Below are 14,543 nucleotides of genomic sequence, written 5' to 3' on the forward strand. Positions count from 1 at the left end.
CTGAATTTTAAAAATTCATTTTCTAATTTTGATGACTTTTTATGCATATTTTTAGTCACTCTTTTGAAGCTCACAATGATAGATTGTATTTTTAAACAATTACTCTTTATAGTTTTATTTTCACTTTACACAAAATACAGAATGCATTATACACTTATTAGGTGTGTTAATTAGTTGTTCTCTTATAAGTGGTTGTTGTAGGTCTTCCGCCAAATTTATTTGAATAATGCATCACACCATTCAAATGAGCAGTAGACGCATCCTGATGATTATAGCTTCTTTTGTAGAGGTGCCATCGGAATGTTGTGCGAGTGCTTTCGTTTTCAATGAGAGGGGAAAGAAAGTTTCGAGGGAACTATGATTAAAGTTTTTAGAAATCATGTGTGTTTATGTACCTTTACAACAGCTATCCTTTCATTGCTACAAAATGGAGTAGAGGTTTGTGCACATACAGTGAAGAGAAGTATTTCTACTGATGTCTCTGTTACTCCACTTCCTGTTATTACGGCTAATTCAAGTGATTCAAATTATCCTTTAAAGATTACCGTTACTCCTGTGCCTAGTGGGAATTCCAGTCTTGGGGGCAAATTAGACTATAGGAGTCTTGGGGGAGAAGAAGGGGTAATGGATGAGAAGTCAGACAATAAGCTTAGTGGGAGTAATGTTAATCGTCCTCTTAGCGGTATGGGGGGTGATAGCAAGGGGGATAAATATGTTTTTAAGTATAGCGAGGATAAGGGAAAGGTTTCATTGTATGATGGGTCATATTATCTATGCGATGCTTGTGGAATAGACACAATTAGGAATGGAAATTATAAAATTACGGGTAAAAATGTTTCTGATTATCCCTCTGGGACGGCTATAACAGTGAAAGGGATGAATGCGGCGGTTAAGGGAGAAAAGGTAATTATTCTTGGTGATAGTTCTGATAATCCTCGTACACGTGGTGTATCTGTATCAGAAAATGGAAAGATTATTTTGCCGGGGTTTACGCTTAAGAATGTTGAGGTAGCTCTTTACGCTAATAATGGGTTAATTGGGGTATATGGTGGGAATATTGAGGAAAGTCGTCAGGCAGTTAAGGCAACAGGGAATTCAGTTGTTGTTTTAGAGAATGTAAATATTGAAACAAGCGATGGCGATGCAAGCCTTTGGAGTTATGGTGGTGCTAAAATTACCATGAAAGGTGGAGGCATTGATATTAAAAACAGTCATGGGGTTTCTTCAACATTAGGGGGAGAAATAATTCTCGATGATGTTACTTTTACTGGAAAAGGAGATAATGACAAAAATTACGCGGTTCTCCGTGTGGATGTAGGGGGATCTGTTAATTTTAGCGGGACTATTGATGTTCCTGATACTCATGGCGTGTTGTTAGAAAATACAGTTAGTACTTCTAATTCAGTTCCTCTGTCTGAGGAATTATCAAATAAGGCTGAGGTAACTCAGGTTAATATTAAATCCTCTTCCATTACAGTGAAGGGTAATGGAAAGCATGGTATATATTTTCGGGGAGAGAGTGCACTAACAGAACATGCGCTTAGAGAAGATCCTTTATCCGAGCAGGAGAAAACTCCACCTAGATTGGAAGTTGTTAATTTGGCTAAAACGATGTTTACAGTTTCTGAGGGTGTGTCCGTTTATAGTACAGGGGATACTCATGGTGCTGTGAGTTTATCGCAAAGCACTCTTTCAGGGCGTTCATTGTTAAAAGCTGAGAAAGGTGCTTCTTTGATCATTTTAGCAGACGCTTCTACTATGGAAGGAGAGACTTATGTTGATGATTCTTCTAAAGCCGAACTTTATTTGGGTGCTGGTTCCACATGGATTTTACAAAAATTGCAACAGAGAAAGCAGAAAGAACTTGGTTTTATAAATAGTTCATCTGTTTCACACGTCACTCTTATGGGTGATAGTACTATTAAATTTACAGATTCAAAACCTGACGAGAGTTACGTTTATCAAACACTTAGGATTGGAAACGGGACGGGTACGGTTTATAAAGCGCAGGATGGTGCACACATTTATATGAATACATTCCTGAATGAAGGAGGTGATATTAAGGATCAACATACGGATCGTCTTTTAATTCATGGGGATGTTTCTGGGAAAACGATGGTTCATGTGCGTGGTGTTTCGGGAAGTCAAGGAGGTTATACGGGGAGTGGTGGGAATAACCAAGGTATCTCAATTATTCAGGTTTCTGGTAAAGCAGATCAAAATTCTTTTCAGCTGGACGGTGGTTATGTTACGTTGGGCCACTCACCTTATCAGTATATCCTCTATGCTTATGGTCCAGAATCTGATTTAGGGGGAGCAAATTCTACTCAAAGATTGGTTGCAGGTGAGGAGGGATTTTGGGATTTTCGTCTCGAGAATAGGTATGTTGATCCCCGTCCTGTGCCAGGGCCAGAGCCAGCTCCTGCACCTGCACCTGCACCAGAGCCAGCTCCTGCACCAGCACCAGAGCCAGCTCCTGCGCCTGCACCAGCACCAGAGCCAGCTCCTGCGCCTGCACCAGAGCCAAAACCTAAGCCTGAACCGGGTGTTAAGGCTGTTGTTCCGCAAGTTCCAACTTATCTACTTTTGCCAAATGCCTTATTTCACATGGGGTTGATGGATATTGGAAATCAAAATAAACGGTTAGAAGCTTTGCGAATTGCTTCTGAAGAAGGGGTGAGAAGTGATGAGAGACCTGCCTTTTTTGTGCGCGGTTATGGTGGGAGTTATCGTTATTCTTCAAATCTTTCTGCGCTTGAATATGGTTATGGAGGTGAGCTTGATTATAGTGCCATTGAAGCGGGTCTTTTGCTTAAAACAATTGAGAATGCCTATAATACCACATCTTTAGGAATTATAGGGACTTATGATAGACTGCTTTTGCAACCTTTGGATGTTGAGCAGAGCCAAAAAAGTGCGTTTAATAAATGGTCAGTTACAGCATATGGTGGTATGCAATATCATACGGGCTTGTATGTTGATGGTCTGCTCTCTTATGGTTTGTTTAATGGTGATGTTTCGACGCTTGCTCGGGGCGAGACAGCAAAACTAAAGGGTAAGTCTTTGAATGCTTCGTTAACCGTTGGTGAGGCATTGATGGCAGGAAATCAAGGTCTTGTTTTTGATCCACAGGCCCAGCTTATTTATCAACAGCTACACTTTGATAAAGCACATGATATTGATGATTTTGATATCGATATGGGAAAGCTTGATCAATGGGCGATCCGTGTTGGTGGGCGTTTAACCAAAACTCTTACGATGACTGAAGAAGCACATCTTGTTTCTCTTTATGGAAAGCTTCATTTTGCTCATAGTTTTGGAGGAAAACAATTTGTACACTTTAAAGATGCTTTTCAGTTGGGTGCTTTTGGTTCTACCATCGAGGCTGGATTAGGCTTTAATGCTCAATTGTCTCAAAAATTTGCTCTTTACGGTGATCTGGTCTATCAGCGCAAAATTACAAAGGCTGGTTTTTCTGGAACTGGTGTTTCTGGCGGATTGCGTTATCATTTTTAATTTATTATGTTTTGATGAACACTTTAAAAAGTCACAAGCATAGCTTGTGGCTTTTTCTTTCTCTATTAGCTTATTTTGCTCATATTTTTGAAAATATAGTTATCTTGCATTTCTTCAATGTGTTTTCTAGTTGAAGCTTTCCCATTCTTCTTGAAACGTTGGCTCAGATTTGTGCGTAAATAATTTCTAAATTTTGTGCTTTATGGTAATGAATAAATTTAGGGATAATCAATAAATTTATAGTGTTAATTCATTTTGAATGAAAACCACGAATACAGTTAAATTTCTTGAATATAGGAAAACAAAACTGTTTTCTTGTAGATCACAAAAGAAATTGGTGTGTGAATGAAAAAACATTTGAGAAAGAATAAATATATCCTTTTATGAACTATTTTTAAGATCGGTCGCAATATTACGCGTTGATAGATAGAATAATATGTTTGGTTTTTTATGGTGGGATCCAATGGATTTTTATTATACTTCTTTACGAGTGCTGTGGTGGAATAGGTTTGTGGCAAAATAAGATGTTACCCTAAAGAGTATGTGAATGAACTACGCTATGTCCATGCTGTATTTTATGAGGAGGGCATTTCATTATAAAGGATGGCGAGAATAAAAACACGAACTTCTTACGTATTTAGTATTTTAAATGATAAAGCTTTTGATATTTTGGAAAGTTATAATGTCAAATAAAAGGAGAAGGATAAAAATGGATGATAGTTGACATTTTTATGCCTTCATATTCTGTTCAAATGAGATTGTATTGCTGTTTTCAGGAATAACACAAATAAATATATGCAATCTTCTTTTTTCAGTTTAGTATATAAAAGCTAGGATTATCCGTAGGATGTCGATTTACTTTTCTGTCTTAAACATGCAATTATGTTAATGAACATGCAGTTATGTCTATGCCGGGTGGTTAATTTTCAGGAAATAAGTTGCACCATCATGCTATTTTTCAGATCTCTGTTTTAGTAGATCTTATATTGAGGTATTTCACAAGAGACACTTTTAGCCTTTTAAAAAGCGGTTTTTATCCATATATTTATCTCACTTATGATGTGCAAAGGAGCAGTTTTGATAGATCCGTTATAAAAAAAGACTGAAATGGAAAGATTTTACTATATTCTGGATTTCATTGAATATGCAATATGGATAAATAATCATTTTCAATGAATGCACTATAATGTGTCAAATATGCACTTTGATTGTTTATAAATTCATTAAATTTGTTTTTAGATAACTGCTTTTTTAATGAGTTTTATATTATATTATTTTTTTCATTGTATTTTTACATTTACATAAAGCACAAAATAAACTAATAGTGCGCTGAATATTAAAACAGAATGTACTTAATGCTGTGCTTGGTCAAAGAAGCTTAGCAGAGTGCGTGTGTCTAATTAAGTCGAGGGGGGAGTTTATGGTGGAATTATGGTCAAATTTAAAAATTATCTCTCTTTATATGCTGTAACAACAGCGATGCTTTTTTTTGTACACGATGTATCTGCTAGGCAAGAAGTGAATGGCAATGGTTCGGGTGTTACTAATAATAATGCACAGAGTAATGTGGGGCGTAGTGAGGTAGAAAATAGCGGGGCTTCATGTAACGGAGAAGCTTCAGCTTCATTTTATAAATGTAGTGATGGTAAAAGCAAAGTAATTTCTGATAAGACTTATGAAAAAAATGGCAGTGGTAATGTAAATATTGCTATAGAGGTTTCTAAAGATAAAACGAGTGTTAAAGGAGATAAGATCACTGTTAAGAGTGCGAATGCTGGTGCGAGTAATGAAGCAGAAAGAAAAATTTGGGAAATTGGCGCAAAAGCATCAGAGGGTGGAAAAATTGTTCTGAATAGTTCAACTTTGAAAGATGTATCAACAGGTGTGGATGTTGCTCATGGTAGCGTTGTTATAGAAAATGGGACGATTGATGCCAATAAAGTAGGTGTTTTTGCACATACGGAAAATGGTGTTAGTGGGCGATCTTATGTTAATTTAGTTAATACAAATATTAAAGCGAGTAACAAAGCAATAGGTCTTTTAAGTCGTACTCCTGAGGTAAGCAATGGTAATGAGGAGAATAAGAGTATTAGTGCAGACATTATGATGAAAGGGGGAACAGTTGATTTTACAGGGGGTACAGGGGTTAAAACAGAAGGAAAAGGATATGTCGCTCTCGTAGAGACTTCTATTACTGGAAAGGGGCTCCGAGAGGAAAATACAGAAAGGTCTAGTGAAAGCTCAGCTTTTCATATATCGAAAGATCATGGATTTATTCATTTTATCAAAGGTAAGGTGGATGTTGTTGATGCGCATGGCATTTTACTCCAGGCAAAACATGGTTCTGCTCTGCTTTCAGAATCTACTGTTGTTGTGAAGGGGGGAGAAGACTTTTATGGTATGCGCTTTTTGAAAGATGAAGAAGGTGCATGGAAGAACGGTGGGGTTGTAGCTGGAGTATATACTGTTGATTTGCAAGAAACTTCTTTTACAGTTCCGAATGGCACAGCTGTTTATAGTAGCAAGTTTCGTAGTTCTGTTACACTTGCAGAAGGTACAGTGCTTTCTGGAGATCTATTGTTAAAAGCTGATGATAGCTCTTCTTTAGAGATTTTTGCTAATTCCTCTGTTCTTTCAGGGGGAAGTCATGTTGATGAAAGTTCTATTATTTTATTGAATTTAAGAAATTCAAAGTGGACTTTGTCTCGACCTCAATATCAAAAAGTTCAGGATTCGAATTCTATAGATAAGTCATTTGTTTCAAGGGTATCTCTTGCAGATAGTTCTATCGTTTTTTCACAACCAAAAGCTGATATAGCTGATGGTTATCAGACACTTTGTGTTGGAGAGGGGGCAAAGAAAGTTTCTCGTCCGTATGGTAGGACACATATTGTTGTTATAAGAGAGGAAGCAGTTTATAGTGCACAGGGTGATACGCATCTTTATCTTAATACATATTTGAATAAGGGAGGAGCTCTTAAAGATCAGAAAACAGATCGGGTTTTAATCTATGGTGATGTTGAGGGAAAAACGATAGTTCATGTGCAAACTGTTTCTGGAAGCCCAGGAGGAGGAACGGGGAGTGGCGGAAATAATCATGGTATCTCCATTATTCAGGTTTCTGGAGAGGCAAAGGAAGATTCTTTTACACTAGATGGCGGTTATGTTGCGTTGGAAAATTTGCCTTACCAATATAAGCTCTATGCTTATGGTCCGAGTTCTAGTTTAGGAAAAGCACATTCTGAGCAAAGGTTGGTCAAAGGTGAGGGAGAGTTTTGGGATTTTCGTCTTGAAAATCGATATGTTGACCCTGCTCCTAAGCCCGAACCTGAAATTGTGTTAAGACCGCAGCCTTCTGCTGGTACAGATTCAAATTTTGAGCTTCGTCCTGACCAATTGGAACCTCTTCCTGAACAAGTTGTAAGGTCTGTTGTTCCGCAAGTTCCCACTTATCTTCTCTTGCCAAATAGTATATTCCATGCTGGTTTGGTGGATATTAACAATCAAAATAAGCAGTTGGAAGCTGTGCGTATTGCTTCCGGTGGAACGTTAGAAGCTCGTGAAAATCCTGCTTTATATTTGCGTGGCTATGGTGGACGTTACCGTTATGCTTCAGATTTATCTGCACTTGAATATGGTTATGGGGGTGATGTTGATTATAATGGTATAGAGGCGGGTATTTTGCTGAAAACCATTGAGAATGTTGGAAGTACCGTGTCCTTTGGGGTGATGGGATCTTATGGAAAACTTTCTCTGCAACCTTTAGAGGTTGAACAAAGCCAGAAGAGTGCATTTGATAAATGGACAGCATCAGCCTATGGTACCGTACAGCATGATGCGGGCTTCTATGTGGATGGTCTTCTCTCCTATGGTCTGTTTAAAGGTGATGTTCTTACCTTTGCACGTGGCAAGACAGCTACATTGAAAGGCAATCCTTTAAGCGTTTCATTGACTGGTGGTCAGTCATTTGCCACAGGTTATAAGGGTGTTGTCTTTGAGCCACAAGCTCAGGTTGTTTATCAGCATCTCCAGTTTAGTAAGGCTCGTGATATTGATAACTTTGACATTGAGATGGGCACACTTGATCAATGGGTAGCACGTGTTGGTGGGCGTTTGTCTAAGTTATCTGCTGGATCTGAAGGAGTAAATGTTGTTGCTTTCTATGGTAAACTTTATTTTGCTCATGGTTTTGGAGGCAAACAGACAGTGCACTTCAAGGATGCATTCCAGTTAGGGGCTTTTGGTTCTTCTCTAGAGGCTGGATTAGGATTTAATGCGCGATTATCTCAAAATTTTTCGCTTCACACTGATTTGATTTACCAACATAAACTCGATAAAGCAGGTTTCTCTGGAATAAGTTTTTCTGGTGGAGCACGCTATCAGTTCTAGTGTAATGTTTTGGAGTCAATCCTTTAAAGAGCCACAGGCTATGCTTGTGGCTTTTTTGTCTGTTATTTTATTGGTTATTTTCAAAATAATTTCTTTACATGTCTTTAAAAATGCAAAAATATTTCTTTGCTGTTTACCTGAAAATGAAGATAAGATTTTTATACTTCATGATTTTTAATTTTTGTTTTTTGTGGCGATATTTTCAACAAATTCTAGTTGTATTTTAGACGTTTTTTATGAATATCGCAATTTTAAATTGTGATCTCTTTAATGTTTTTTATTTTGGTTTTATATGAAACATAAATCTGTATGAAACCTAAAATGAGTTCATGAAAGATATATGCTAGAAAAGTAATTGAACGGAATGTATTCTTATTTTCATAAGAAGTAGAAAGAAAATTATAGAAGAATTATATATGTTGTTTTATAATGGTTATTCTTTTTTGTATTATATTGATATGTTTTCTTCAATGGAGCTACCTTTAGGTAGCGAAATGGTGTCTTATTAAGCTGTCTATGAAGGGGCATGCGCATAAAATCTTTATAAAACTCATTAAAATAACTGGTGAAACTATGGATCGAGTTATAGAGACGTTGATTATATTACCAAGACGTTTCTGCATGATTGAAGAAGTACAGGTTATTTTTCCTAGAAAATATTTCATTTGTGATTTTAGCCATAAACAAATTGTGTATTTGGGAAATATTTTCTAGTTGGAATTTTTAGAGAAATTTGATTTGCTGTTTATGCGCAATTGTTTCAAAAATTACGTTCCATAGTGACTTGATACGTGTATAAACTTATCAAGGTTTGTTTTTCTGGAAAAGATTTTCTGGTGGATGAAGCTTACTATTTCTAGCTGTATTTTTCTTTAACGCATTTATTGCGAAAATCAAAAACATAACAAAAATATAAATTGTGACTTTAACATGTTATTTTTTTGGTTATGGCTTTACATTTAACACAAAACGAATTAAGCGATTAATACATAATAGATTAATTGTTGGTTGTATCTATTCAGTTTTTAATAAGCGTGAGAAAGAAAGTTTACAATAAATTATGATTAAAGTTTTAAAACGCCATGCATATTTATGTGTTCTTACAACATCTGTTTTCCCTTTCGCATTCAATATAGCCGCTGATGCACAGGATTTAAAAGCTTCATGTGGTTCTCTTTTTAAGTCATATTCATGTAATAACTTTGAAAAAGTTAAAGGTTCTTTTGCATCGAAAGATATTTCTACATCATATGAGGATAATTTTGATAAGAAACTTGTTGGTGCTGTGGTCACGGAAAAGTCTCGTGAAATAGTCATAAAACCAGAAAAAGGACTGGATTCAAAAAATTGGGGGACGCTACAGTTGAAAGGAGTTGGTTCAGTTGCGTCAGAAGTGGTGACTGCTCGAAAAGTTATAACTATCTTAGATAGTATTTCTGTTACTGGAAATGGTGTTAATACTGGAAAGAGCAAAGAAATAAGCGGCCGTAATAATGGCATAAATCGGTCAGTTTTTGGTGTGCAACAAGGAAGCTTTCTTTTTGTTAAAGATGGTAAAGTTGACGTTGCCAATGTTCATGCTTTGGTAGGTGAAAGTGCACCAGCAGTTTTTCCTTACAATGGTTATTCGCTAAAATTGCAGGAACTATCTAAGGGTATTATTTATAATACAAACATTGTTATTAAGGGGCATGGAACTCACGGTTTACATTTTCAGGGAGGTCTCTCCGATTATGAATATGTAGTGGGTGAATTACTTTCCGAATTAGGAGAGTTTCAGTTTAAGAAGAGCACTTTAAGAGCCTTCGATGGTACGGCTGTTTATGTCGATGATTCTAGAAGGGTTCCTTATATCACTGTATCAGATGGTTCGCGTGTTTCTGCTGATTTGTTATTAGAAGTTAAAAATAATTCTTATGCGGTGATTGAAGCGAATAATTCTTTCCTTGTAGGAGGAGCACGTATTGACAGCAATTCTTATGCTGAGCTTGAATTATCTAATAAGGCGCAGTGGACTGTGACACCAAGAAAAAACAATAATCTATGGAATGGAAAATCTACGGATTCGTCGATTTCATTTATGAGGCTTGTTGACAGTTCTGTTTTTTTTAAGAAACCACAAGACAGTCGTTATCAGGTGCTTCGTATCGGGAGATTAAATGATAGCTATTCAGATCATGCTTACGTTGCGCATGGTGATGCGCGTCTTCATGTAAATGCATCTTTTTCTACAGATAATCAGGTAATACAGGCTGATAAAGTTTTAATCTATGGTGATGTTTATGGAACAACTAAAGTATATGTAGTGAGCATTCCAAAAAAACTGACAAATAAGGTGAAAAAGAGCAAAGGTCGTCAAGGGCGTGCTCGCGGCGTTTCAATTATTCAGGTTTATGGAAAGGCGACGGAGAATTCTTTTAAATCACCAGTTCCTTATATAACATTAAAGGGATCACCTTATCGTTATAGTCTTCGTGCTTACGGTCCAGGGCAAGCAAAAAATGGGCGTAAAGATCAGGTTAATGGTACTGAAGATTTTTGGGATTTTCGTCTTGAACCTGACTATATCGAGCGCGTTACGTCATCCCGTTCTAGTCAGAATCAGGTGCAGAGAGTTTCTTCTCGTCGTCGTACATCCCGTTCTGCTGAGGGTCATGTTCATCATAATTCCATAATGTTGGATTCCGCTTCTTCTCTTTCTCAGCATGAAGAGGTAATTATGGCGGTTGTGCCGCAAGTCCCAACTTATCTTCTTTTACCAAACGCTTTCTTTCATGCTGGTTTGATGGATGTAAGAAATCAAAATAAGCAATTGGAAGCACTTCGTGTTACTGATACTGGGATGCCAGAAATTTATGAAAATCCTGCTTTATTCTTGCGCGGATATGGTGGGAACTATCGTTATGGATCGGATTTATCTACACTTGAATATGGTTACGGAGGTAACCTTGATTATAATGGTGTAGAGGCAGGTCTCTTACTGAAAACAATTGAAGATTCTAATATTGCTATGTCTTTTGGGGTTATGGGGTCTTACGGAAAGCTTTCTTTACAACCTCGAGATGTTGAACAAAGTCAGAAGAGTGCATTTGATAAATGGACAGCCGCAGCCTATGGTACTGTTCAGCATGATGAGGGCTTTTATGTAGATAGTCTTTTCTCATATGGTTCTTTTAAAGGTGATGTTCTTACTCTTGCAAGGGGAAAGACGGCAACATTGAAGGGAAAATCTCTGAGTGCTTCGTTAACTTCTGGTAAGTCGATTATGACAGGGCACAAAGGTCTTGTTTTTGATCCGCAGGTTCAGGTTATGTACCAAAATTTACGATTTGATAAGACATCCGATGTTGATGGATTTGATATTGATATGGGAAGACTTGATAAGTGGATCATGCGTTCTGGTGTGCGTTTAACGAAGACCCTTGATACCTCACAAGAAGGGCGTGTTGTTTCTTTTACTGGCAAGATGCATTTTGCTCGTGGTTTTGGAGGAAGTCAGTCTGTGCATTTTGAAGATGCTTTCCAGTTGGGTGCTTTTGGTTCTTTTCTAGAAACGGGATTGGGTTTTAATGCGCAATTATCTTCAAAATTTGCGTTTCATGGAGATGTAACCTATCAGCATCAATTTGGAAAAGCTGGTTTTTCAGGAATGAGTTTCTCTAGCAGTCTTCGCTACCGTTTTTAGTTATCCGTGAAATATAAGGTAATTTTTACATAAGTGAGGGGTGTTATATGAAACTACAAGAATAGTTTTTTACGTTGTAAATATTTAAATTATCATATTATTTTCTCTTAAATATAAAGGGGGGGAGAAAGTTTACAATAAAGTTATGATTAATATAGCTAAAAATTATAGGTTTTTATTTAATTTTACAACTATTACTTTTTCTTTTCTTTCAACTGTAAGTGTTAATGCAAATTCTGATAATCGTAGAGCTTCCTGTGATGTAACAGGGAGCTCTTATATTATGTGCAACGATGGTAAAACACATACAATCAAAAATAAAACTTATAATTTAACAGATTCTCAGAAAGATTCTTCTGGTTCGGTTCCTGTCGCAGTCATACATGTAGAAAAAAAAGGCACAATTATTGATGCGTCTAAGATAGAAATCTCAGGAGGTGATTCAAATACGATATCTATCTATGGTGGATATGTGAAAGATAATGGAAAGTTTATTCTGAAGGAATCAAATTTTAAGGGTGTACTCGGACTTCGTGCTGAGAAAGGAACTATTAGCATGACAGATGGGGCTATTAAGGGGAGCCCTCAGGCTATTTATGCATCGGGGAAAGAGACGGATGTTGCTTTAGTTCGTATAGGTATTGAAATCGATCCAAGCGGTCTAAATACGCAAACAAGCGGTTTAAAAACACAAAATAATTTAAATGTGAATGCAGGTATTGTTAGTGAGTCTGGTGCAATGGTTAGGATGTCGGGTGGCTCGGTTACTTTTAATGAGAAGGGCTCATTTTTATCGCGTCTTGGTGGGAAATACCTTCTTTCTAACCTTACAATTGAGGGAACAGGAAAAAAGGAGAATGCCACAGTCAATGATACAAATACAAGCACATTATCAGAGGCATTTGAGGTTTTACAAGGTGGGAATGTTCATTTGAAGGCGTCTTCTCTGCAACTTACTGATATGAATGGCTTCTTGGTCGAAAATTTCTCAGTTTTTTTAAATAGCAAAGGCCAATTTATTCAAGATTATATCACATCAGATACTTTAAAGAAGACAAATATTAAGATCGAGAATTCAACGATTTCTGTAAAAGGAAAAGGGGAGTATGGTCTGTATTTTAATCTGTTAGATTCTAATAAAGTAGCTAAGTTCTACGGAAAAGAAGAGACTGTTTCGAAAACACCACATATTACTATGGGGGAGGCATTTGTTCATTTGTCGAATACAACTCTTGCAGTTCCGGATGGGACGGCTATTTATGCCACTGGCGCTGACGGTTATGGTGTTGAAGCTTCTATTGAATTATCAGAAAATACAAAGGTTTCTGGTGGTTTGTTATTAAAAGCTGAAAATAACTCTGTTGTATCTATTAAAGCTCAGGATTCTTCACTTAGAGGAGGTATCCATGTGGGGAAGGCGGCTAGTGTTGTTTTACAGTTAAATCATGGTTCAACATGGTTTATAGAAAAAAGAAGACAGAAAGATTTACAAGAATCTAATTCTGTTGATTTCTCCGTTTCTCGTCTGCAGCTTTCTGATAGTAGTCTTGTTTTCAGTCAGAATGGATCCAGTGGTTATCAAACACTGTGCATTGAAAGTGAACGATACCAAGAAGTATATATTGCGAAGGGTAATGTTCAGATTACGCTCGGTGCGTTTTTGAATGAGAATGGCTTGTTTGAGCCTAACAAAAATGATCGTATTTTGATCAATGGTGATGTTTCGGGAACAACTTTGGTTAATATGAATGATTTTTTTAGGAACTCAGAAAAGAAGGTGAGCAGTGGAAAGGTAAGTAATGGAAGCACTGAGAGCATTTCACTTATTCAAGTTTCTGGGAAGGCAAATGAGGATTCTTTTAAGTTAATCAGTAATTATACCACAGTAAGTGGTTTTCCTTATCAATACCACCTTCGTGGTTATGGACAAAATTCTTCTTTTGGAAAGGCGGATTCCAAAAATAGATTAGTTAAGGGGAGGAGAGATTTTTGGGATTTTCGTCTCGAAGCTGTCTACATTCAGCCACCATCAAATCCTTCTGAGAATGTATCTGTTTTACCAGCATCTCCTTCATCTGATAAGTCTCCTCCAGTTGTCTCTCCTTCTACTGATTCTACGCCTGCACTACCCATAGATTCTTCGTCTGTACCATCTATTCCAGTTGCTCCGCCTACACCCGATTTTTCTGCTTCTGATGGAGCTCCTACTGAGGATCATTCTCCGTCTGTTTCATCTGATTTAGCTGAATCCCTTCCTGCTGGGTCTACTCCTGTACTACCTATTCCGCTTATGCCTCCTTCTCTTCCGTCTGATGAGACTTCTGATCAATCGTCTGATGAGACTTCTGATCAATCTTCTTCAGTTAGACCTGCCCCTATTGATTCTATGTCTGTACCCCCCACGGATTCTCCGTCTGAGCTATCTGTACCATCTATTCCAGTTACCCCGCCTACACCCGATTCTTCTGCTTCTGATGGAGCTTCTACTAAGGATCATTCTCCGTCTGTTTCATCTGATTTAGCTGAGTCCCTTCCTGCTGGGTCTACTCCTGTACTACCTATTCCGCTTATGCCTCCTTCTCTTCCGTCTGATGAGACTTCTGATCAATCGTCTGATGAGACTTCTGATCAATCTTCTTCAGTTAGACCTGCCCCTATTGATTCTATGTCTGTACCCCCCACGGATTCTCCGTCTGAGCTATCTGTACCATCTATTCCAGTTACCCCGCCTACACCCGATTCTTCTGCTTCTGATGGAGCTTCTACTACGGATTTTCCGTCTGCATCATCTGATCCGATAGAGGTCTCTTCTACAGATATATCTACTCCATCTCTTTCTACGGATTCTATTCTAGCGCCTGTTTCTGCTAAGTCTGATATTCGGACTAAGCAAGGAATTCGCGCTGTGGTTCCGCAATTGCCAACTTATATGCTTTTGCCTAACGCTTTATTC

Annotated in this window: 4 protein-coding genes; all 4 read left to right on the top strand. The window is 37.5% G+C overall.

Features of this window, described 5'->3' with window-relative positions; translation table 11 throughout:
- The first annotated feature begins 357 nt into the window (after window positions 1-357).
- Complete coding sequence (locus tag ABID39_RS05905; protein WP_354186969.1) at window positions 358-3,516, top strand: autotransporter family protein; 3,159 nt, start codon at window positions 358-360, stop codon at window positions 3,514-3,516.
- Window positions 3,517-4,947: 1,431 nt separating this feature from the next.
- Window positions 4,948-7,905, top strand: a complete 2,958-nt coding sequence (locus ABID39_RS05910; RefSeq protein ID WP_354186971.1) for an autotransporter family protein — start codon at window positions 4,948-4,950, stop codon at window positions 7,903-7,905.
- 1,060 nt (window positions 7,906-8,965) lie between these two features.
- On the top strand, window positions 8,966-11,590 hold the full coding sequence (locus ABID39_RS05915; RefSeq protein ID WP_354186973.1) for an autotransporter outer membrane beta-barrel domain-containing protein: 2,625 nt from the start codon (window positions 8,966-8,968) through the stop codon (window positions 11,588-11,590).
- A gap of 145 nt (window positions 11,591-11,735) precedes the next feature.
- The coding region (locus ABID39_RS05920) for an autotransporter outer membrane beta-barrel domain-containing protein (protein WP_354186975.1) at window positions 11,736-14,543 on the top strand (2,808 nt) is incomplete at its 3' end.

This window comes from Bartonella japonica, from assembly GCF_040545385.1.
Classification (GTDB): domain Bacteria; phylum Pseudomonadota; class Alphaproteobacteria; order Rhizobiales; family Rhizobiaceae; genus Bartonella; species Bartonella japonica.